Consider the following 20,618-nt stretch of genomic DNA (forward strand, 5'->3'; position numbering starts at 1 on the left):
AATCATAAAGACTTCATCTAAGATGAATTTTCCTGCATATGCTATGACAAAATAAAGATGTTCAATTATTATAAGATATATTTTATAAGGAGAGGTTTCCGTGGCACATAATAGTGAATCCGCAATTAAAGCAGCCCTGTTGGCAAATGGGGTAATTGCCTTAATGAAGCTGGTGGGAGCAATACTAAGTGGAAGTGCATCGATGATGGCTGAATTTAAACACTCGGTGGGTGATTGGGCTAACGGTTTCTTTCTTTTAATAGGAATACGACAGTCCCAACGACCCATTGATGACCGATACCAGTTTGGGCATGGCAAAAGACTCTTTTTTTGGAGTTTTGTGGCCAGCCTAGGGATGCTTTTTATCGGAGGTGCTCTCTCCATCTATGGCGGCATTCAAAAGATCATTCATCCCGAGCATTTGGAATACATTTCTTTAAACTTGATTATTATTGTAGTTAGTATTTTATTTGAGATTTACTCAATGACTATGGCTATTAAAGCAATCATGCATGAAGTGGGTGAACCCGCCAGGGGCATGGGAATGTATTTTAAGGTTATTCCAGCATTAACTAAAGCCACTCCGGCCACGCGGTTTATTTTTCTTGAAGACTCTGCGGCTTTAATAGGTCTCATTATTGCAGGGTTGGCTATTATTCTCTCCGTTGTAACAGGAAATGTTTTATTTGATGGTATGGCATCTATTATTATTGGAGTTATCCTACTTCTAATAGGACTGGCTACTGCAAAGGAGAATGTCGCTGCAATTTTAGGTGAGTCTGCAGACCCGGAGTTGGTTCAGGAGATGGGAAACTATGTATTGACACTGGATGGTGTTAAGGATGTTCATAGTGTACGTTCTATGTCCATTGGGGCCAACAGTTACTTAGTAGAATTGATTATTGAAGCAAACGAACAAATCTGCCTGTTCGAGTGTGATAAAATTAATCAAAAAGTAAGGGATCAGGTTGGAGAAAAATACCCGGAGTTTGGGCAGGTAATTGTTAGCATCATAAGTGATAATAAAGTAAAGGATTGGCAAATCAGTAGGCCTGAGAACATCTAAAATAATAGATTTTTCACCAATAAAAGCATAGATACTTCGCCCGGTGACCAAGCTAAAGTTAGCTAAAATTCCGGGGAGGTTTATATGAGAAAAAGAAGAGTGGAACGAGCCGTGGTTTCAATAACAAGAGATCCTATGGAAGGACAGGCTGTTTGTCGTGCTATTGAAATGCTACCCCTAAAGGAAATATTTAAAACCGGCGATACGGTAGTCATTACTCCCAATTGGGTAAACACACGAGCTCCCCAAACAGGGACTGTGGTGGGTCCAGAAACCTTACGGGAGCTAATAAAATTTATTAAGGGGCAAAATCCTGGTAGGCTTGTGGTGGCCTGTGGTTCGGGCGGGGCTCCCACTCCCCAGGTGCTTGAACAAACGGGTTATAAAGAAGTATTGCAACAAGAACAGGCGGAGTTTGTGGATACTAACTATGGACCCTATGTAGAATTGGAACTGAATCATCCCTATCCACCCTCTACACCGATTAATAAACTAATAATGGAAGCCGATGTGCTAATATCTTTTACACAGATAAAACAACACGAAGAGGCCACTGTATCACTGGGCATCAAAAATATAGCCCTATCTTGGCCCCCGGCAGAGATTCATGGCTGGCCAAAGACGCAAAGGGGTATACACGAACGTTTACATGGCTTTATTGCTGCCATGGCAGAGAAAATTCCCATAGACCTTACAATCCTTAGTGGTAATAAAGGAATGATCGGTACAGGTCCCTCTAAGGGTAAGCCTGTTGATTCAGATATTGTCATTGCCGGTACAGATCCTGTGGCCACCGATGTGGTTGGAGCTAGATTACTGGGGTTTATGCCCCAGGCTGTACAGTATCTGTATGACTTGGCTCTCAGAGGAGTGGGAGAAGGTGATTTAAAGAAAGTTCAGTTAAAGGGCGTTCCCTTATATGAAGCAGAAGAAGCATTTAGTTCTGCAGCCTATGGTCATCCGGTGGTGGTGGACCAGGGAAGACTAAAACCCTTTCAATTAAAATAAATTTGCTAAATATGGTGATTTACTGTACCTAACAATCCCTCTATGTTAACATGGGGATGATTGGAGGGATTAGACATGATTTTGGTAAGTGCTTGTCTGGCGGGGGTACAATGTAGATATAATGGAAAAGATAACTTTGTGGCATCTATTGCCGAATTAGTTAAGCAAGGCAAGGCTATTCCGGTTTGTCCGGAAGAATTAGGTGGTTTGCCCACACCCAGGGAACCAGTGGATATTGAAAAAGGAAATGGCTTTGATATTCTTAAGGGGAAAGGTCGTTTACTGACAGAAAGCGGCACAGAGGTAACGGAACAGTTTCTGCAGGGTGCAGAAAAAGTATTACAAATAGCCCGTGAGCAAGGTGTAAAAATGGCAGTTTTAAAGGAACGGAGTCCATCCTGCGGCAGCAACAGAATTTATAACCGAATATCCAATTGTATGGGTGATGTTAAAAGGGAACTGGTGCAAGGGATGGGAGTAACTGCAGCTATTTTAAAAAATGATAAAATTACGGTACTATCCGAGGAACAATTAGACCAGAATACCCTTAACCGAATTTTACAAGATCAGTAAAAAGGATTTTCAATGATACCTCTCTTCATTAGGGGAATAATAGCATTAAGCTTATCCCGAAGGAGATGAGAGAATGTCAAAATTTCAAGACAAGGAATTGCAGAAAGACATACAGGCAATCATAGACAGAACAAATGGACTCAAGGATTATGGTATTAAGGTACAGGTCCAAAAGGGCGAAGTTCACCTCATGGGCTTAGTGGATACCTTACATGAAAGAAGACAATTGCATGAATTGGTTTCTCGGGTTTCAGGTATAAAGAGTATTGAAAATGGCGTTACCATTAGTACCGATGGCCAAATCAATGATGGTGAAGTCACTGCAGAAGTTTACGAAGAACTTGAGAACAATGGTGTAAATCTAAAGCATATCGGTGCAGAAAGTATCGGTGGGACCGTCTACCTCCGGGGCCGCTCCAATAATCAGGAAGAAATTAACAATGCAATTGAAGCAGCCACCAGGGCAAGAGGTGTTCGAGATGTGATTAGTCAAGTTGACAGGGAAGAGATCTTTAGGGATAAGGATGTGGAGGAAATGTCCTTAAAAGAAATATTCCATAGTCAGGTTAATAATGACCGTGAAGAGGAAAATTATAAAGACGGTTTATCCTAGAAATTATCTGAAGGAATCCCAATGGGGTTCCTTCTTTTATGTAGTAACAAAAGTCCCCACCCGGTGGGGTGGGGGCGTATTTAGTCACGGTTAATATTATGTTTCATATCTCTTACACCTGTTTTGTAGCCCATCCCCATCTTAACACTCTTTTGGGTACCATGTTGGTGGACACTATTTAACTGGGCTTTTTGAGATTTTATTTCCCGTGGTTGTGTATGACCAACCGGCCGGTGCAGATAATACTCGATTTCAGGAAGTTCATGTTTTACACCTTTTTTATACTCATCAATTATTGACAACTTATATCACCTCCCTATTTAAATTTATTTTGCCCAATTATTAAGGACTAATGATGTTATTTTCTGTTGGCTGAAAAAAAGGGAAGTGCTAAGATAAGTTAATACGCTAAATTCAAAGGTGAAATTTTATGATTAATAAATTTAGAAATCAATTGATGGTTTTAATAGGCGTTTTATTATTACTTCCAGTGCTCATCATTGGTGCTATGCTATATATGGTAAATCATACGAAACCCATGGTTTTAGATGAGCAGAGACAGTTATTGTCCCTGGCAGTGGAAGAACTTAGTCAAACCATTCCCTCGAATGTTTCCGAACTTATGAGAAAACAATCCGTCATAAAGAAAAACCGGACAGAGCAAATTAAAGGACTGAACAGGGAACTGGCCGGCGCAGTAATGAAAGTGTTTCAAAAATATCAAGGAATTGAGTTAGGATATTATTCCCCAGAAATGAAAGCTATACTGGTGCAAATGGGTCAGGATAGCCACCTTCCCTATATGGATTTTAAGGATCTTTTTCTGGATGTATCTGAAGATACCCTGTGGTCTGAACAAGCTCAATGGAAGGATGCCTTTGATAAAGTACTATGGGCCAAAAAACCTCTGGAGATTGTTTTAGGCCCCCCTGGTAATCAAAAACTGGTTATCTTTTCACCAATTATAGTGGGAGATCATGTTGAGGCAGTTATTTGGGCCGGGGAAAGACTAGGTGGTATTAATAAAGAAATTTTGCAGGCAGAGAGTTTTGCCTACACAGTCATTTTCTTTGGCTTTATGTTAGGACTTTGCAGTACATTCTTCCTTCTGAAAAATTATCTTGATACCGTAGCAAATATAAAAACAGGTGTACAAAGATTAGAAAATGATCTTACTTATGTAATACCCCCCACCATGGGTGAACTGGGCGAAATATCCATAGCCATTAATAATTTGGCAGCAAGATTAGTTAATGCTCAAAATTATAATGAAATTATTATGGCCAGTATTGATGCGGGTATTGTGGCTGTGGACATGGAGGGTAAAATTGTCAGTGTAAATTCAACAGCCAGAAAGATATTTCGGCTGGAAGAAGATGTATTGGGGAAACATTTCCACAAGGTTTTTTCAAATAATCAAGACCTTATTAATTTGTTAACCAATTGTTTAAAAGGTCAAGAAACAAAAGAGTATATTACTAAACATTCTAGCCCACAAGAACTTCAACTAATGGCCAACACCTCCATATTATTTGACCCCCATAAAAAAGTAGTGGGAGCAATTTTAAGTTGCCGTGATGTTACTGCCCGTATGCGTCTGGAAGAACAAATGAGACGGCAGGAAAGGTTGGCTGCTTTGGGGAAACTTGTAACAGGTGTTGCCCATGAAATTAAGAATCCACTAACATCAATCAGTGGATATATTCAATTCTGGTTAAAAAGCAAGTCTCCTACCACCAAGTCTTTAAACACAATTTATCGTGAAGTAAGAAGGTTGGACTCCATTGTTAATAAACTTCTTTTTTTCAGCAGACCCACCCATGCAGTGATGTCAAAGGTTTCCCTAAATGAATTTGTTGACAGAGTTTTAAATTTTTTTAAGGAAACACATGCAGATAATATTTGTTTTACAATTTGTTGCGAGGAGAATTTACCAAAGGTATATATTGATCCGGATCAGGTGGAGCAAGTACTTATGAATATTATTTACAATGGTGTTCAGGCGATGCCCGAAGGTGGCGAAATATCTGTGGAGACGGGTTCTAGTAAAAGTGATACTATGATTTATGTTGAAATTCGAGATACTGGTTTTGGGATAGAGAATGAATTATTAGAGAAGATATTTGATCCTTTCTTTACAACCCGTGCCAAAGGCACTGGGCTGGGCTTAACCATTGCTGATGAAATCATTCGGTCCCATGGTGGAAGAATTGAGATCAAAAGTCAAGTGGGAGTGGGTACTATTGTTCGTGTCCTATTCCCCATAGACAGTTAATAAACAAGGGACAGTCCTTTAGGGGGTGACGGTAAATGGTCAAAAAGCGGGTTCTCGTAGTGGATGATGAAGAAAGTGTAAGACAGTTTCTGTATGACGTTTTGACAGAGGAAAAATACCAAGTGGCTACTGCAGCAAATGGCCTTCAGTGTCAGGATAAATTAATGCAATTCAAGCCGGATGTCCTTATTACAGATATACGAATGCCTGAAAAAGATGGTTTTGGCTTGTTGGAACAGATCAAATCAGCCGGTTTAAATATACCTGTTATTCTAATGACAGCCTTTGGTACCACGGAAGTGGCGATAAAAGCGATGAAGCTGGGGGCCTTTGATTATATTGTTAAGCCCTTTGATTTAGATGAGTTTCTAGATCTTATCCAACGGGCAGTGGCCCAATCAGATACGGTGGCTACGTTTCCCCAGGCTCAAGAACCAGCAAGTTCTACTGGCATTAATATAATCGGGAATTCTCCTAGTATGCGGAACGTGTATAAAGATATTGGGCGGGTAGCTGACAGTAACGCCACTGTTTTAATACAGGGAGAGAGCGGTACAGGGAAGGAATTGGTGGCCAGAGCCATCCACTATAATAGTTCACGACGGAATAACCCCTTTATCAAAGTAAATTGTGCAAACTTACCTGATAGTCTACTGGAAAGTGAGCTATTCGGTTATGAAAAAGGAGCTTTTACCGGGGCCAGCTCTTTAAAGGTAGGGAGATTTGAGTTAGCCCATGAGGGTACTATTTTTTTTGATGAAATTGGTGAGATTAGTCTTGCAACTCAGGCAAAACTACTTAGAGCAATTCAGGAAAAGGAATTTGACCGGGTAGGCGGTACAAAAACCATCAAGGTTAATGTTCGTATTCTGGCTGCCACCAATCGAAAACTCAAGCAAAGTGTTAGAGAAGGAGAGTTTCGAGAGGATTTGTTTTTTCGGTTAAACGTAGTGAATATTGAAATACCTCCTTTGCGTGACAGAAAGGAAGATATTCCCTTACTAATTGCTCACTTTCTTGCCAAATATAACAAGGAATTTAACAAGGAAATTAAGGGTTTTTCAAAAGAAGCCATTAAATTATTAATTGGCTATGATTGGCCAGGCAATGTTCGGGAACTGGAAAATGTTGTTGAAAGATCAATCATTATGGCTAGGGGAGCGATCATTGTTCCGGAGGATATCCAACTGGGGGCAACGGTTTCACAACAACCCACTGAATTAGAAATCCTTGATGAAAATTTATCCCTAAAACAAATTATTTCGGATGTTGAGCGGAAGGTTATTTTAAAAGCACTGGAAGAGAATAATTGGTGCCGTACCACTGTTGCAAAGGTTTTAAAAATCAACAGAAGATCCCTGTATGCAAAAATGAAAGAGCTAGGCATTGAAGAAAATGGGTAAAAATTGCCCAGGTTGTGTATAATTTACTCACGTTTGTCATCACCTGATGGGGTAGTAACGATAAAGAAACGGCTATTACAGTCGTTTCTTTTATTTATTTAGAGATCAATTTTTGGCATTAAATTTGCTAAGTAATAGATTAAATGCTTTAAGAGGGGCTGAGATGGATGGAACATATTTTTTTCTCAGGATCATTTATATTTTTGTTCATTGGCATGCTTGGTGGCATTCTTTATCCGGTCTTGGGGAATGCAGGAATTTATATGATTGTTCCACTTTTAATGTTGCTGACCGGTTTGCCGGCGGACATGGCAGTACCCATTGGTTTGGCTCATTTTGCTGCACTCATTATCCCTGCGGCAGTTGGCCATTGGCAGACGGGAAATCTTGATTACAAACTGTTGCTACTGATTATGATAGGATTCATTCCTGGCTTGTTCTTAGCCGAAAGAATACAATTAAACCTTTATGTATTTATACCTTATCTTATTCTTCTGGTGGGAGCGATCATCTACAAAATTCGCCCCTTTGCTTTACTTCCAAAGCCCAACAATCATTTTAGGAAAATAACACTGCGTGTTATTAATCAATTGCCTGGCAAGACATTCTTAACTTTTAGTGGTATTAAGGTATCTTTCATTGTACCCATTATTGTGGGAGGGTTACTATCCTTTACAGGTAAATTATTTGGCCCAATTGCAGCCCTTCTACTTTGTCCTATACTGATAATTTGTCTTGATATTCCGGTTATGGTTGCTGTTGCAACTTCAACAGTTTGTAATTTTATTGGTATGTTATCCTTTGCCATGTGGAATGATTTTTTGATGATACCATTGAACCTGAAAATATTACTTTGGTTGTTCCTGGGTTCTTCCATCACTGTATTGGTACTTTCTTCTGTGATAAAAAAGAAACTTTATCCGGTTCCAGTGGCTGCGTTACTTGTTCTAATTACATCCTTTACCCTTTGGACTCTTATGTTAGGCCAGCCCGGCCATCAAGTTCTTATCCAGCAGTTCAGCTTTCCCAGTAATCTTCTTGGCTGGTTTGGGGGTGTTCAGGGATGAGAGGGATTGTTGTAATGATGCTGGTTTCAATATTGTTCCCGGTGCATGCCCTGGCTTCCACTATTACTTGCCAGCTTTCCCGTAATGAGTGCGAGGTTGGTTTGGACCCGGCCAAAGAGAAAATAGTTGTTTTTGGTGAGGGACCAGAGGATGCACCTATCATCATAAAATTACAAGGTCCTAAACGACCGGTATTAGTAAGTCTTTATAAGGATCAATCCTTTATCAAATTTAATGAAATAGAAGTTCAGGGACTTCCTGGATATTACCAAATATTAACCTCTATCCCTATTGATAAGATAGATTCAGAGTTGTGGTATCAGCTAGGGGTATCATCTGGTTACGAACAGCTTAAGACAGATGCATGGATAAGAATGCGTCAGAATGCCGAAGATTCCTATAGCAAGCACCAACAGGACTATATAAACCTTGCCCTACAACAAAAGGAGAATGATCATCTCTATGCAATTAGGCAAGGAGTTGTGGAGAGGAATGGCAGAGAGTACCGGGTAGAAATCCCTCTGATTGCCGGTATGCCCATAGGTCAAATAAAAGTTACAACCATGACGGTGATGGATAATGAAATCCTTTATTCACAACCTCAACTTTTAAACATTAAACCAGCGTCCTTACTGTCCTTAGGTTCCCAAGAAGTGTCGATATCAGCCATGCTAGTTATTACTTTGTTTATGGTACCCATCATTCTTCTTACGGTGGCACAGATACTTGAGTTTATTGAGCAGAAAAGAGAACAAGAAAGAAGGGCACAGCTGCTGAAACAGATTTGGCAATAAATAACCCGCATTGCCAGGCAATGCGGGTTATAGGGTATATTGTTATATATTTTTTATCTGGTTAGACCAAACTTTTTTGCAGCCTCTGTTAGACCATCTCGATGGTCCGGATGGGCAATGGCAATGAGTGATTCCGCCCTTTGACGGTAGGTTTTTCCTCTTAATCGGGCAAAACCATACTCCGTGACAACATAATCAACGTCATTTTTGCTGAGACTTACTACGGAACCACTCTCTAAGACGGGTACTATTTTTGTTCTTCCCTTAAGAGTGGAATGAAGTACGACAATGCTTTTCCCATTGTCAGCATTCATGGCACCCCGTGCAAAATCAACCTGCTCTCCGGTTCCGGAATATAATTTAGGGCCTATTGGTTCAGAAGCGCACTGACCTAAAAGATCTATTTCTTCCACGGAGTTGATTGCTACCATATTATTATTTTTTGCAATGACCATGGGGTCATTTGTATAAGAAACGGAATGAAATTCAAATAAAGGATTATTATTTATGAATTGATATAAACGTTTGGTACCCACAGCGGAACTGCAGATAATTTTACCTAGGTGTAATTTTTTACGCCGATTCGTTATGGCGCCACATTCTACTAAGTCCACTATGGAATCTGTAATAAAGTGACTATGAATACCCAACCCTTTTTTAACAGAGAGACACTGAGCAACAGAATTGGCTAAGGAGCCCAGTCCAAGTTGTATTGTTGAGCCATCCTCCACGATCTGACATACATAGTCCCCAATTTTAGAATCATTTTTACTAAGGGTTGGTTTGGGAACTTCTAAAAGAGGGGAACTGTCCTCTACAATCATATCAGCCTGGGATACATGAATAAAGCTGTAACCCATGGTTCTAGGCATATTGGGGTTAACCAATAAGATTACCTTCTTAGCGCAACCAGCTGCGGCTATGGTGTAATCAACAGAAACACCAAAGCTGAAATAGCCATGTTCATCCATAGGAGAAACCGTACCCATAAAAACGTCGACTTCCATGTCCCGGATAAACTGTGGATACTCATATAAATAGCCGGGCATGACGCCGGCCCGCCCTTCTTTTACCCCTCTTTTTACTACACTACTTGTTAACCAAGAAACATGGCGAAAATGTTTTTCCATGCCAGGTTTTAGGTAACTGGCCTCGCGTAGAGGCAGCATTTGGTGAATTCTGACGTCCTTTAATTCTCCCTTCCGATTTGCCAGGCTTTCCATTAACAATTCTGGCTCGGCAGCACCGGGCGGTACTACTATATTATCCCCAGAAGAAATAACGGCTACAGCTTCCTTTGCTGAAATACGTTTTTCTTCATACATTTTGAGCAACTTATCAGAGTCTTCAAATAACGGACCCGCTTTAAACCATACCAAAAACAATCACCTCCAGAGTGCAACTTTAAGTGAATTATATCACTTTTAATCAGCTAATGAAAGAAAGATGTTGTCATATTTTAAAGAAATTACAAAGGGAAAAATTAAAAATCTTGCAATAAGATTTGTGTATTATATAAAAGGATGCTAGTAAAAATATTGTGGAATTCTTATAAATCTTGATATCATTAAATAGATATGCTAGCATGGCTGTGAAAAGAGGCATAGGTTAGGGTTTTGATTCATCTTGTTCTAAGAAAAATAAGTGATAATAGTCACAAAGTTGTCACTACAAAAGGTCTAATCATACTTATGAAATCTTAACTCGATTAATTAGGTTGTCATTACAATTAAAATTATTAAGAGGGGAGTTTTACATGATTGACGCTTTGAATGAGTATATGATCGCAATATACCAGCTTCATAAAGCGCAATACGGATTAATTGTGGTAACGGTAATGTCTATTGTGGGTGTTTCGGTAGGGCTCTTTACAGAAATTGTGCTAAGAATGCTGGGAATTAAAGGAGAGTAGAGAACGGAGGTGCTGCTTTGCTACATTTGCCGATTGCCAATGCAGATGTTAATGGATGGGCCTTGTTATTTCTGGGCTTTTTTGTTGGGGTACTGGGGGGCTTCTTCGGAATTGGCGGGGCTTTTATCGTAACGCCTGCCCTTAATATACTTGGCTTTCCAATGGTCTTTGCCATTGGGACCGATATTGCCCATATTTTTGGCAAGTCCATAGTAGCGACATTTAAGCACTTAATGCTAAGACATGTGGACATTAAGCTTGGTCTAATTATGGGTCTACTGGGTATGTATGGTGTTTCCTTAGGAAAAAAATCGGTTTTATATTTGGAGAAAATTGGTCAAATAGGACCCATCGTGAGGCTAGTATACATTGTTCTGCTCTTTGCATTAGGTTTTTTTATGATAAAGGAATATCTCTTTTATTCCCGTCTGTCCGAGCAGCAACAAATAGAGGCAGAGGCAAAAAGGTCAAAACTTGCTAACTGGATACAAAACCTTAGAATCGGGCCCTTTATAAGTTTTCCCACCTCAAATGTATATGGTATTTCCCTCTGGGTTGTTGTTTTCTTAAGTGTTACCAGTGGATTTATATCAGGCTTTCTTGGTGTGGGAGGGGGGTTTGTTAGAGTTCCTATGCTTATTTATTTTCTTGGTCTTCCTACTGTAATGGCAGTGGGTACGGACTTGCTTGCTATCTTAATTACCAATTCCTGGGGGGCGTATATCTATGCCCTGGCAGGCAAGGTGGAAATTATGGGTGCTATCGTTATGTTAGTTGGAGCGGCCATAGGAGCACAAATTGGTTCGGTTGCCACTGCCTACATTAAAGGAATGAAAATAAGGCTTTACTTTAGCATAACTCTAATGCTGGCCGGAACAGCTGTTATTTTTAAACAGTTGCTGATGCCCACCCTGGCAGCCTATTTGATGCTAAGCACTGCGGCAATACTCAGCGGTGTTATTATTTTTATGTTGGTTCAATCGGTAAAGGCCAAGGGAATTAAACAAGATAATATAAACCAATATCACAGGATTTAGTAAATATGTTTTGAAATTAACCCTTAAAAAAAGATAGAAAAACACCACACGTATTTATGTGGTGTAAACTTTACTTATCCATAACAAATTTTTCAAAGCAGTAATTTTAAAGCATTATTTATTCTCATTGCTAATATTGGCTTGTTCCAGCAAGCGGAAGAAGAGACTTAAAATCATAGCCACCACCGTTGCCAGCCCCATTCCTTTTAGGCTAACAGCACCCAATTGAATTTGAGCACCACTAACTCCGATGATCATGACAATGGACGTTAATATTAAGTTTGATGCTTTACTATAATCAACCTTGGCTTCTACAAGCATACGGATACCAGATGCAGCGATTACACCAAAAAGCAGTAGGGATACACCACCCATAACTGGTGTGGGTATACTTTGAATGGCAGCGGATAATTTTCCTACGAAAGAAAGAATGATAGCAAGAATGGCGGCCCCGCCAATAACCCAAGTACTGTAAACCTTGGTCAGGGCCATAACCCCAATGTTTTCGCCATAGGTGGTGTTGGGGGTGGATCCAAAGAAACCGGAAAGCATGGTAGAAATACCGTTGCCCAGTAATGAACGGTGCAATCCAGGATCCTTTGATAAATCACGACTGACAATGTTACTGGTTACAAAGAGGTGGCCAACATGTTCTACGATAACAACCAGAGCCGCTGGAATAATAATGATAATTGCATTTAAATCAAAGGTAGGGCGGTAGAAAGTAGGAACTGCAAACCAACTGGCCTGTGCAATGGCCTCGGTGCTTACCAGGCCCATAAAGATAGACAGAACGTAACCAGAGATGACACCCACTAGGATCGGGATAATGGCTAAGAAACCTCGGAACACAATATTGCCTAAAATAGTTACGCCCAAAGTAAACATGGATACGGTAATCACCTTTGGATCCGCAACATATTTAGTTGGGTCAGCAGCAGCCAAGCCGGCCATCTGGGCAGCAACAGGTGCCAATTCTAAACCAATGACTGCAACAATAGCACCCATGGCAGCAGGTGGGAAGACAACATCAATCCATTTTGTGCCCACAGCCCCAATTAACAAGGCAACTGCGGAGAAAATCAAGCCTACTACGATAAATCCGCCAAGGGCAGCGCTATAATCATACTTACTAAGTACTGCAATTACCGGGGATATAAAAGCAAAACTTGAACCCAGGTATGCTGGGATACGACCTTTGCAGATAAAAATATACAGGAGTGTTCCTATACCGTTAAATAGTAGAATTGTTGCAGGGTCCACCTTGAACAGGATGGGTACCAGAACTGTAGCGCCAAACATTGCAAATAAATGCTGAAGACTCAGGGGCAAGGTTTGGAGTAAGGGGAGTCTTTCTTCTACCTGGATTTCACGTTTCTCCATTTAGTATTCCTCCTTAGTTAATATGCCTAAAAAACAATTAGCTCCTTACAGAGTACTGTAAGGAGCTAAATAACTATAGGAATATACTTATCCTGCTATCGCTACCTTATTAGTCTCTCTGTACTAATTTAAAGGTGCCAGACATAATATTAGATTGTCATTAGAGTAAGTATAACCTGTCTCCTGCATCTCCGCAACCCGGGGAAATATAACCAATACTGGTAAGGACTGGATCTACTACCCCTGCCACAACTCTTACTTTTGGAAATTTATCAGCAATCTGATCTAATCCTTGTTTTACCGCAAAGGCACAAGCTACTTTTATTTTAGAAGAATCGGCTCCAAACTCTTCTAGGACCTCCAAAGCCTTTACACAACTGTTACCGGTAGCCAACATTGGATCAAGCACCAGAACTTGTTTAAAATCCTTTAAATTTTTCGGCAGGCTATTAACATAAAGCTTAGCCTCCAGTGTATCGTGATCCCTGGACATACCAATATGGGCAACTTTGGCTTTGGGTAAAAAAGTTAGGAAACTTTCTACCAATCCTAATCCCGCACGTAAAATGGGGACCAAGAGGATTTTATCGTCCTCTAAGGCGGATATAGTTGTTTCAACTTCCATAGGAGTGGTTATTTTCATTTCTTTGGTGGGTGCGTCCTTAGTAGCCTCAATGGCCAACAAACACCCTAGGCGTGTCATAGCTGCACGAAAAATTGTTATGTCACTTTCTTTATTTCTTATTAATTGAAGCTGTTCATCCGCCAGTGGATGACGGAGAATCGTTACGGTTTCCATTCTTTACACTGCCTCCTTTGTATTCCGGCAGTACCGTGCTTAGTAAGACTAATAGGATATGCCAGATCAATTTCCAAATACCCAAAATTCGATATAAATTTACAAATTCCTTTTTTATAAAGGGAAATTTATTTTTTATATGTATAATGGCGAAAGATAAATGCACCATAACAGGCGGGGAGGCTTCCCGCCTGTTTGTGCAGAGTTGTGTTAAAAACTTGGCAAATCAGAAAGTATAAAACTTTCCCAATTTGCATAAGGGCAACTAAGGCTTACTTGTGCCCTATAGGGTGTGCTGTCGCCTAAAGGCTCTCGTGCCCTAGAGGGTATGGCGTAAGCCAAGTTTTCTTTATCTGATACCAAGCTCTTCTAAGTAAGTTCTAAGGGTTCTTCACTAAGTAAGTGTTCCCACTTGTTTGGCAGATAGCCCACTACTGTATGACCATTCACAACAAGGGTGGGTGTATCTAAGCCACCTGTTTTCTTAATAAGTTCGCCCCGGGCTCCGTGATCCTGTGTGTTTTTCTCCACATATTGAATTCCTCTGTTTTCTAAAAAGTCTTTGGCTTCATCGCAACCGGTTTTGTTCCAGGGAGAAACAAAAAGTGTAACATGATAATCGCCCATAGTAATACCTCCTTTAACTCAATAATAGTTTGCCCATAGAAAAGGAAAATCTTCATAGTTAAATGGGACGTTAGTCCTATAGAAAATTAGCAAATATTTCCGCATAATAAAAATAAAGTATTATTATGTGGCAAATGGTATTTTTTATATTTGGCTGAGACGAAAGGAGAGTTTAGGTTGTCTAAGGCATTTTTAGACAAATTTCTTAATTTCATTGGATTCGAAGAAGTAGAAGATAGCGAAAAGGCACCTGAACTGTCTTCATCCAGGGAGACTAAAACCAAAAATCAGAACCAAAGCAAAAGCCTCCTTCGGTCAGAACTGACAGCAGTTCCAGCACCTCGGAGTACAAAAATTATCTCTACTCAACCCCGTACATTTACTGATGTACAGACTGTGGCAGAACATTTAAAAAATGGACAACCGGTGGTTGTTAATCTTTCACAGGTTCATCCAGAAGAAGCACAGCGAATTCTAGATTACACCAGTGGTGTTGCCTTTGCATTGGATGGTTCTGCAAAGAAGATAAATGGTGAGATATTCCTATTCGTTCCCAGTGGAGTAGACATCGTAGGAGCAGGAGATTTAAGAACCTTTAATGAGAATGTGGAGCCGCTAGAGGAAAAAGTAAACTCTCGGTGGTTTAAAACTGAAACAGCCTAGAACTGAAAAAAGCTAAAGGCCGGAGGGATTAACCCCACCGGCCCTTATTATTTTCTTTCACTGGCCATAGGTTTTTTGGATCAAAATTATGTAGCGAGGTTAAAAATTTTTGCCGAATATCTGGATATTGTTCTGAAAGCTGGTTAATTAAATTTTTTATTTCTTCCCGTTTGGTTTGTTTATTGGCAGGACAGGGATTATGAATAACGGGAATATTTTCCAAAGGCAATAATGCCTTCACTTGATTTTCCGTCACATAAACGAAAGGGCGAATCAAAGTTAGGTCGGTGCGGTCAAGGTATGTTTTTGGTGAGAAAGTCTTCATATTTCCATTAAAAAGTAAACTCATAAAAAATGTTTCCATCACATCATCCAGATGATGGGCCAGGGCAACCTTGTTAAAACCCAGTTCCAAAGCTGCACTATGAAGGGCCCCGCGACGGAGATTAGCACATAGTGAACAAGGGTTTGTTTCTTTTCTTATATCAAATAAGATGGTTCCAATGTCAGTATGCTTAAGGGTCAACGGAATGGCTAAACGCTGACATAACTCCTTCATGGGCTGTAAATCAGCGCCTAATCCCATATCCAGATGAACAGCATGGAGTTCAAAGGGTACTTTTTTTAAATATCTTCGATGGTAAAGACTAAGACAATATAAGAGAGAATTACTGTCTTTTCCTCCGGAGACTCCTACAACAACTTTGTCCCCGGGTTCAATTAAATTAAAATGTGTGATGGCCCGAGTAACCTGAACCAGCATTGCTTTTTGTAAATTTTTATTCATTTATTCTTTCACCTTTTCTTGTTTTAGCTTAAAAAAGAATATTATTCGAATTAATAGAGAAACCGAAAAATTTTACCCTGTATAGTATAACTATGATTAGGCTAAATTAGCAATAAGGGAGGGTGAAAACATGGCTAAATACATGAGTGATGCCCTGAAGTACGAGCTTGCCCAAGAGATGGGTGTAGCGAACCGTATCCAAGGCAATGACTATGGTAACCTGACCTCGAGAGAGTGCGGTAACTTTGTTAAGCTGGCGATACAGAGGGCCGAACAAAGCATGTTGTAACTTCCCTAGGGCTGGTTCACGTAAAGTGAACCAGCTTTTTACCTTGCTTACACCTTTTTACAAGGTTGGTAAGTATGGTGGATATTGTATAATTATGCATTTTTTAAAGAAACCATCTGAATTTTTTAAAATCTCTGTTAGTGCAGAGTTATAATGTAAAAGGGTGCTAAGGTATTTTTCAATAGCTTTATGACTAAACACTATTGTTAGGGGGCCATTAGATGAAAGTATTGGTTTTTGGACTGGGTGCCTTAGGAACTGTTTATTCTTGCCTACTTAAAAAACAGGGACATATGGTTGTTGGTTTTGCTCGTAATTCGAAGGCTGAACAAATTAGAAAAAACGGAATTAAAGTATGCGGTATCTGGGGAAAACACGAAACAAAGCTGGATTATGTGGTATCTGGAACGGAGGACATTCAGGATATTTCCTTTGACCTTATAATTGTTACAGTTAAGTCCTTTGCAACGGAGGATGTTGCCAGTCAACTTACTAAAATACTGTCGCCGGAGACCTACGTATTCTTAGCCCAAAATGGTTATGGTAATTTTGAATCTGCAGCAAAATATATTCCGGAAGAAAGAATTATCCTGGGCAGAGTGATTTTTGGGGCAGAGACCATCAGCACAGGTGTATCAAAGGTTTCTGCAATTGCGGATGATGTTATCCTGGGTAACCCCAAAAATCTTATTGGCTTAGAAATATTAAATTATTTTGCTGGATTATTTAATAGCGCCGGTGTACCAACCAGAACTTCAACAGAAATAATGAAATACATATGGGATAAAATTATATATAATTCAGCATTAAATCCATTGGGAGCCCTATTGGATGTTAGTTATGGAGAATTAACTTCGGTTGATCATGCAAGGGTATTGATCAACGGCATAGTGAAAGAAATATTCGCCGTGATTAATGCCATGGGGCAGGAACCACTTACGCCTAGTTTTGATGATTACATTCAGTTTTTTTACGAAAAACTATTACCCCCCACAGGCTCGCACCATTCTTCGATGCTGCAGGATATAAGAAATGGCAGAAAGACAGAGATAGATTCCCTGAATGGTGCCATCGTACGGCTTGGGAGAGAATACGGTGTCAGCACACCCTATAATGAAATGGTTACGCTATTGTCTAAAGCACAGGAAAAATTGAGTTTATCGGATAAATAGCCCTTTCTTTTTGCTGCTATTATGATCAAAAAGCCACTCGCCTCAGTAAAATGTCCTTTACAAAGGGTACATTTTACAAACGAGTGGCTTTTTTCTTAACTGAGCTTGTAGGACAAATTTAGGTGTATTTTAATTATGTTCGACAAAATTCTTAAAATCCTCAAATTAAGGGTGGTAAAATACTATTGTCCTGAATCCATGAATTACCTATTTTGGTAACCCCATCCTTTAGTATCTTATGGAAAATTTTATATCGTTGTCTCGCTGTATAATACTGTAATTATTACCTTAACGGTTTTAAACCTAAATTTGGCAATAACAATCTAAGCACTTCTTTGAGCGCAAAAACTTTATTGTTTTGTGGATATTTCTACCTTGCTAAACACACAAAGTATGCTTGTTTAAATGTTTCAAACCAAGGACTGTGCTTTCCAAATTGTAATTTCTTTTTTCTTGTATGTGACACTAATCGTGATGCTAACGTGATTAAATTCTGAATCACAGTCCTAATCCTGCGGCGTTCTGCCTGCTTACGTAGAGGTACATGCTGCATCCTGGTTGTGGATTGACCAATCATCCTTAACAGATTGTAGGCCACTATACCAAAATGTAACACCAGGTTGTTAGTATCAAATTTACCAGAGGGTAGTCTTTCTAAATCTAGGTCTGTCTTAAGTTCACTGTGAAACTGCTCGCTGGTGCCGTGTTCATGGTATAGTCTTTCGATTACATGCGGTGGATCTGGCAGCGATGTCCAATAGGTTTCTGCCTCCACCTGAGGTACCAGAAATATTTGACCATCTTTGCCAAAGGTTCTTTCTGTAATCTTGTAAACCACCCTGATTTCTCTTTTGAGTTCCTTTTTGTATTTCATCATGGAACCATAGTAGACTTTTTTACCTTCACGTTCCTGGCAGTAAATATCTTTGTTGTTCTTTGCCAATATGCTTTCGGCAACAAATTTCGAAGTGTTCTTTTGGCAATGTTCACTTCCTTGGCGTAACTCAGTATTTACGCAATAACCTTCCTTTGCTAGATATGTCTACCTACAAATTATGGAGAGAAACAGAAAATTACTTTACGGATTCAGGTATATTTCTTTCTAAAAAAATTTTTTAATGTAAGTTACCATGTCGATTTATATGGCCGGCTGCCTGACAATCCTGTTTGAGATGGCAATAGTCACAAATTTGTTTTTATATTCGCTCTCAAATAGTTTTAAAGCGAAACTATTGTCCGGCGAATGACATTTGTTGATTTCGCCAGCGAAAATAGTTTTGGCGTAATAATTACTTATTTTTTACATAGAAGCAAAAAAATATATCAACCTAGAAATTATTATTGACGTTTAAACCCTTATCAAATAAGGATTTAGGCGAAATCCTTACAACCCAAATTAAGCTGAGAAAAGTAATAGCGAGATAAGTTTTGAATCACAGCGAAATACAATAAAAAATGGACCTAAATCCAAAATATAAAATAATTTCGGGTTTAGCCCATAAATGCCGTGGTTTATTCTAACTATAGCCTATGATAAACTTAACTAAAGTAAAAGCGTAATAACAAGGAGGTGGACCTGTGTATATTATAACCGAAGCTGGTCCGAAGGCGCTAGACCTAAATTTCACAAATGAAATAAGTGAACGAAGTGGTCAGGAAATTGAGACTTGTTTTCAGTGCCAAAAATGTGCCTCCGGTTGTCCTGTGGCTGAGTATGGAGAAATGAATACCAACCAGATACTTCGGATGATTCAATTTGGCTTAAAGGATGAAGTGCTAAAGAGCAAAGCAATCTGGTTATGTGTTGGATGTGAGACCTGCGGTGCCCGTTGTCCCAATGGGATTCGTATAGCTGCTGTCATGGATACATTAAGGGAAATGGCCATAGAAGCGGGGATAGCTCCTTCTGAAAAAGATATTTATTTATTCCACCAGTGTTTCTTGGATTCCGTTCAGTCCCTTGGCAGAGTGCATGAGGGTAGCATGTTAATGAAGTATAAACTAAAGAGTGGGCACTTAATGGATGATGTGGGGGTAGGTATAAAATTGTTCCTTAAAGGCAAGCTGGCCTTGTTTCCACACAGTGTTTCCAGTAAACAAGAGGTTCGACATATATTTGACTGGGCCAAGAAACACGGACAATAGGATACAGGTTTTGACATATTTGAGTATCTATGTATAGGGCAAACTAACCTTCCGCCTGTTTACGCTCGGAGAGTGCTTGTACTCGTAGGGGCGCGTAAAAAACTTGGCGGAAGCCAAGTTTTTTAACGGAAAGTAGGGGATAACAGATGAAATTGGCATATTACCCGGGCTGTTCTCTGGAGGCCACGGCCAAGGAGTTTGACATTTCTGTACGGGCTGTCTGTCAAGGGTTGGATATTGAGTTGGTTGAAATACCCGATTGGACCTGTTGCGGTGCAACCTCCGCCCACGCCACCAATCATAGCCTTTCAGTAGGTTTGCCTGCCCTAACAGTTAAGCAAATACAGGACATGGGAATGGATTGTGTAGTGCCCTGTTCTGCTTGTTTTAATCGGCTTAAGACAGCGGAATATTATATGATACATGATTCCTCAAAATGTGAAGAAATGGAAAAGTTATTGAATTTCAAATTTGACGGCAAACCTAGGGTCTATGACTTATTAGCCTATATGGTAGAAAAAATTGGCTTAAAGACCATTACCCAAAAAGTTCAGAAACCTTTGAAAAACCTGAAGATTGCCTGCTATTATGGGTGTCTCTCTGTACGACCAGGGGAAATAACCGGCATTGACAATACTGAAAATCCTATGCAAATGGATAAGTTACTGAAAGCCCTTGGGGCAACAGTAATTCCCTGGTCCTATAAGGTTGAATGTTGCGGTGCAGGACATTCGGTAGCTAAGTCACAAATGGTAACAAATCTTTCTGGCAAAATTCTAGTAAAGGCTAGGGAGGCCGGAGCAGATGCGGTGGTCAATTCTTGTCCTCTCTGTCAGACAAACCTAGAAATGCGTCGTCCCCCAGGGGAAGACCTGCCGGTATTCTTCTTCACAGAGCTGATGGGTATGGCCTTTGGTATTCCTGAGGCTAACAGTTGGTGCAGTAAGCACTTGGTAGATCCCAGCAAGCTAGTTGACAAAATGTTGGGGTAACTTCGTTAGGGAT

21 protein-coding genes and 1 pseudogene are annotated in these 20,618 nt (G+C 39.9%); 15 read left to right on the forward strand and 7 right to left on the reverse strand.

The window, feature by feature from the left end:
- The first annotated feature begins 100 nt into the window (after positions 1-100).
- From DRED_RS07080 to DRED_RS07095, 4 genes are all read left to right on the forward strand, one after another.
- A complete protein-coding gene (locus DRED_RS07080; RefSeq protein ID WP_011877664.1) occupies positions 101-1,066 on the forward strand; it encodes a cation diffusion facilitator family transporter in 966 nt (321 codons plus the stop codon).
- Between the two features lie 84 nt (positions 1,067-1,150).
- On the forward strand, positions 1,151-2,074 hold the full coding sequence (locus tag DRED_RS07085; protein ID WP_011877665.1) for a DUF362 domain-containing protein: 924 nt from the start codon (positions 1,151-1,153) through the stop codon (positions 2,072-2,074).
- Positions 2,075-2,149: 75 nt separating this feature from the next.
- On the forward strand, positions 2,150-2,647 hold the full coding sequence (locus tag DRED_RS07090; RefSeq protein ID WP_011877666.1) for a 2-thiouracil desulfurase family protein: 498 nt from the start codon (positions 2,150-2,152) through the stop codon (positions 2,645-2,647).
- Positions 2,648-2,720: 73 nt separating this feature from the next.
- Complete coding sequence (locus DRED_RS07095) at positions 2,721-3,260, forward strand: BON domain-containing protein (RefSeq protein ID WP_011877667.1); 540 nt, start codon at positions 2,721-2,723, stop codon at positions 3,258-3,260.
- Positions 3,261-3,340: 80 nt separating this feature from the next.
- Here the strand turns inward: DRED_RS07095 and DRED_RS07100 are convergent, their stop codons facing one another.
- The gene (locus tag DRED_RS07100) at positions 3,341-3,562 is read right to left on the reverse strand and encodes a hypothetical protein (protein ID WP_041274523.1); all 222 of its coding nucleotides are present in this window, start codon (positions 3,560-3,562) and stop codon (positions 3,341-3,343) included.
- 128 nt (positions 3,563-3,690) lie between these two features.
- On the opposite strand from DRED_RS07100, the gene atoS reads away from it, so the two are divergent.
- The 4 genes from atoS (at position 3,691) to DRED_RS07120 (ending at position 8,799) form a co-directional block, all read left to right on the forward strand.
- A complete protein-coding gene (atoS, locus tag DRED_RS07105; RefSeq protein ID WP_011877668.1) occupies positions 3,691-5,535 on the forward strand; it encodes a two-component system sensor histidine kinase AtoS in 1,845 nt (614 codons plus the stop codon).
- 35 nt (positions 5,536-5,570) lie between these two features.
- Positions 5,571-6,938 carry a sigma-54-dependent transcriptional regulator gene (locus DRED_RS07110; protein ID WP_011877669.1) on the forward strand — a complete coding sequence of 456 codons (1,368 nt, stop codon included), beginning with the start codon at positions 5,571-5,573 and terminating at the stop codon, positions 6,936-6,938.
- Positions 6,939-7,105: 167 nt separating this feature from the next.
- Complete coding sequence (locus DRED_RS07115) at positions 7,106-8,005, forward strand: sulfite exporter TauE/SafE family protein (RefSeq protein ID WP_011877670.1); 900 nt, start codon at positions 7,106-7,108, stop codon at positions 8,003-8,005.
- Positions 8,002-8,799: a TIGR02186 family protein gene (locus DRED_RS07120; protein WP_011877671.1), complete on the forward strand. Its 798-nt coding sequence runs from the start codon at positions 8,002-8,004 to the stop codon at positions 8,797-8,799. Before DRED_RS07115 ends, DRED_RS07120 begins: the two co-directional genes overlap by 4 nt.
- Positions 8,800-8,852: 53 nt before the next feature.
- Here DRED_RS07120 and DRED_RS07125 read toward each other — a convergent pair whose 3' ends face one another.
- Entirely contained in the window at positions 8,853-10,178 is a 1,326-nt protein-coding gene (locus tag DRED_RS07125) for an acetyl-CoA hydrolase/transferase family protein (RefSeq protein ID WP_011877672.1), read from the reverse strand.
- A 377-nt stretch (positions 10,179-10,555) separates the two neighbouring features.
- Here DRED_RS07125 and DRED_RS07130 point away from each other — a divergent pair, with 377 nt between their 5' ends.
- Both DRED_RS07130 and DRED_RS07135 read left to right on the forward strand, forming a co-directional pair.
- Positions 10,556-10,711 carry a hypothetical protein gene (locus DRED_RS07130; protein ID WP_041274524.1) on the forward strand — a complete coding sequence of 52 codons (156 nt, stop codon included), beginning with the start codon at positions 10,556-10,558 and terminating at the stop codon, positions 10,709-10,711.
- Positions 10,712-10,728: 17 nt separating this feature from the next.
- Positions 10,729-11,748, forward strand: a complete 1,020-nt coding sequence (locus DRED_RS07135) for a sulfite exporter TauE/SafE family protein (protein WP_011877673.1) — start codon at positions 10,729-10,731, stop codon at positions 11,746-11,748.
- Between the two features lie 114 nt (positions 11,749-11,862).
- Here DRED_RS07135 and uraA read toward each other — a convergent pair whose 3' ends face one another.
- The 3 genes from uraA to DRED_RS07150 all read right to left on the reverse strand — a co-directional run bounded on the left by uraA (position 11,863) and on the right by DRED_RS07150 (position 14,557).
- Entirely contained in the window at positions 11,863-13,131 is a 1,269-nt protein-coding gene (gene uraA / locus DRED_RS07140; protein WP_011877674.1) for a uracil permease, read from the reverse strand.
- Between the two features lie 160 nt (positions 13,132-13,291).
- Complete coding sequence (gene upp, locus DRED_RS07145) at positions 13,292-13,930, reverse strand: uracil phosphoribosyltransferase (protein WP_011877675.1); 639 nt, start codon at positions 13,928-13,930, stop codon at positions 13,292-13,294.
- A 369-nt stretch (positions 13,931-14,299) separates the two neighbouring features.
- A complete protein-coding gene (locus tag DRED_RS07150; protein ID WP_011877676.1) occupies positions 14,300-14,557 on the reverse strand; it encodes a glutaredoxin family protein in 258 nt (85 codons plus the stop codon).
- A gap of 177 nt (positions 14,558-14,734) precedes the next feature.
- Between DRED_RS07150 and DRED_RS07155 the strand changes: the two genes are divergently transcribed.
- Positions 14,735-15,220 (forward strand): cell division protein SepF, encoded by a 486-nt coding sequence (locus tag DRED_RS07155; protein WP_011877677.1) that lies wholly within the window; start codon positions 14,735-14,737, stop codon positions 15,218-15,220.
- Positions 15,221-15,248: 28 nt separating this feature from the next.
- Here DRED_RS07155 and DRED_RS07160 read toward each other — a convergent pair whose 3' ends face one another.
- Entirely contained in the window at positions 15,249-16,007 is a 759-nt protein-coding gene (locus DRED_RS07160) for a tRNA lysidine(34) synthetase (RefSeq protein ID WP_011877678.1), read from the reverse strand.
- A 130-nt stretch (positions 16,008-16,137) separates the two neighbouring features.
- Here DRED_RS07160 and DRED_RS07165 point away from each other — a divergent pair, with 130 nt between their 5' ends.
- Both DRED_RS07165 and DRED_RS07170 read left to right on the forward strand, forming a co-directional pair.
- Positions 16,138-16,296 (forward strand): small, acid-soluble spore protein, alpha/beta type, encoded by a 159-nt coding sequence (locus DRED_RS07165; protein WP_011877679.1) that lies wholly within the window; start codon positions 16,138-16,140, stop codon positions 16,294-16,296.
- A 221-nt stretch (positions 16,297-16,517) separates the two neighbouring features.
- Positions 16,518-17,468 (forward strand): ketopantoate reductase family protein, encoded by a 951-nt coding sequence (locus tag DRED_RS07170; RefSeq protein ID WP_011877680.1) that lies wholly within the window; start codon positions 16,518-16,520, stop codon positions 17,466-17,468.
- A gap of 370 nt (positions 17,469-17,838) precedes the next feature.
- Here the strand turns inward: DRED_RS07170 and DRED_RS07175 are convergent.
- Positions 17,839-18,507, reverse strand: a pseudogene (locus tag DRED_RS07175) (transposase); the annotation flags it as partial.
- Positions 18,508-19,046: 539 nt separating this feature from the next.
- Between DRED_RS07175 and DRED_RS07180 the strand changes: the two are divergent.
- Positions 19,047-19,613, forward strand: coding sequence for a 4Fe-4S dicluster domain-containing protein (locus DRED_RS07180; protein WP_011877682.1), 567 nt, complete (start codon positions 19,047-19,049; stop codon positions 19,611-19,613).
- Between the two features lie 146 nt (positions 19,614-19,759).
- Positions 19,760-20,605 (forward strand): CoB--CoM heterodisulfide reductase iron-sulfur subunit B family protein, encoded by an 846-nt coding sequence (locus DRED_RS07185; RefSeq protein WP_011877683.1) that lies wholly within the window; start codon positions 19,760-19,762, stop codon positions 20,603-20,605.
- Positions 20,606-20,618 lie beyond the last annotated feature (13 nt).

The organism is Desulforamulus reducens MI-1, assembly GCF_000016165.1.
Lineage (GTDB): Bacteria > Bacillota > Desulfotomaculia > Desulfotomaculales > Desulfotomaculaceae > Desulfotomaculum > Desulfotomaculum reducens.

Excerpts from the sequence above, each read along its gene's own strand:
- DRED_RS07085 (WP_011877665.1), top strand. The coding sequence starts at position 1,151 with ATGAGAAAAAGAAGAGTGGAACGAGCCGTGGTTTCAATAACAAGAGAT.
- DRED_RS07090 (WP_011877666.1), top strand. The coding sequence starts at position 2,150 with ATGATTTTGGTAAGTGCTTGTCTGGCGGGGGTACAATGTAGATATAAT.
- DRED_RS07095 (WP_011877667.1), top strand. The coding sequence starts at position 2,721 with ATGTCAAAATTTCAAGACAAGGAATTGCAGAAAGACATACAGGCAATC.
- atoS (WP_011877668.1), top strand. The coding sequence starts at position 3,691 with ATGATTAATAAATTTAGAAATCAATTGATGGTTTTAATAGGCGTTTTA.
- DRED_RS07110 (WP_011877669.1), top strand. The coding sequence starts at position 5,571 with ATGGTCAAAAAGCGGGTTCTCGTAGTGGATGATGAAGAAAGTGTAAGA.
- DRED_RS07115 (WP_011877670.1), top strand. The coding sequence starts at position 7,106 with ATGGAACATATTTTTTTCTCAGGATCATTTATATTTTTGTTCATTGGC.
- DRED_RS07120 (WP_011877671.1), top strand. The coding sequence starts at position 8,002 with ATGAGAGGGATTGTTGTAATGATGCTGGTTTCAATATTGTTCCCGGTG.
- DRED_RS07130 (WP_041274524.1), top strand. The coding sequence starts at position 10,556 with ATGATTGACGCTTTGAATGAGTATATGATCGCAATATACCAGCTTCAT.
- uraA (WP_011877674.1), bottom strand. The coding sequence starts at position 13,131 with ATGGAGAAACGTGAAATCCAGGTAGAAGAAAGACTCCCCTTACTCCAA.
- upp (WP_011877675.1), bottom strand. The coding sequence starts at position 13,930 with ATGGAAACCGTAACGATTCTCCGTCATCCACTGGCGGATGAACAGCTT.
- DRED_RS07150 (WP_011877676.1), bottom strand. The coding sequence starts at position 14,557 with ATGGGCGATTATCATGTTACACTTTTTGTTTCTCCCTGGAACAAAACC.
- DRED_RS07160 (WP_011877678.1), bottom strand. The coding sequence starts at position 16,007 with ATGAATAAAAATTTACAAAAAGCAATGCTGGTTCAGGTTACTCGGGCC.
- DRED_RS07165 (WP_011877679.1), top strand. The coding sequence starts at position 16,138 with ATGGCTAAATACATGAGTGATGCCCTGAAGTACGAGCTTGCCCAAGAG.
- DRED_RS07170 (WP_011877680.1), top strand. The coding sequence starts at position 16,518 with ATGAAAGTATTGGTTTTTGGACTGGGTGCCTTAGGAACTGTTTATTCT.
- DRED_RS07185 (WP_011877683.1), top strand. The coding sequence starts at position 19,760 with ATGAAATTGGCATATTACCCGGGCTGTTCTCTGGAGGCCACGGCCAAG.